Genomic DNA, 496 nt, shown 5'->3' with positions numbered 1-496 from the left:
TGCTTATACTCAACGAGGTGATCTTGTTACCTCGGCACTGCCGCAATTTTCCGGTTCGGCAGCTTTACCTTCAACACTAGATTTATACGTTAACCAACAAAAGATTTATTCAGGGCTTGTGCCATCCGGTCCATTTGACATTAAGCAGCTCCCGTTTATTTCAGGCAATGAAGTTACCCTTGTGACTACTGATGCAACGGGTCAGCAGAGCATTACTAAACAGGCTTACTATTTTTCATCAAAAATTCTGGCAAAAGGCATTAATGAATTCTCAGTAGACGTCGGTGTTCCACGCTATAACTATGGGCTGTATTCAAACGATTACGACGATGCCACTTTTGCTTCGGGTGCGATTCGATATGGCTACAGCAATTCACTGACTTTAAGCGGTGGTGCAGAGGCTTCGACAGATGGTTTATCAAATCTAGGTACTGGTTTTGCCAAGAACTTATTTGGTTTTGGTGTGATTAATGCTGATATTGCAGCGAGCCAGTAC

At 43.1% G+C, this 496-nt stretch carries 1 protein-coding gene; it reads left to right on the top strand.

The window, feature by feature from the left end; genetic code table 11:
* Nucleotides 1-496, top strand: a 496-nt coding sequence (locus UC75_RS05175; RefSeq protein WP_164837867.1) for a fimbria/pilus outer membrane usher protein, incomplete at both ends; no start/stop codon positions are given.

The organism is Acinetobacter sp. V2, from assembly GCF_001188385.1.
In the GTDB taxonomy this organism is placed as follows: Bacteria; Pseudomonadota; Gammaproteobacteria; order Pseudomonadales; family Moraxellaceae; genus Acinetobacter; species Acinetobacter oleivorans.
Note: the sequence above shows the minus strand (reverse complement) of the source record. Positions and strands in the feature narration are given on the sequence as shown.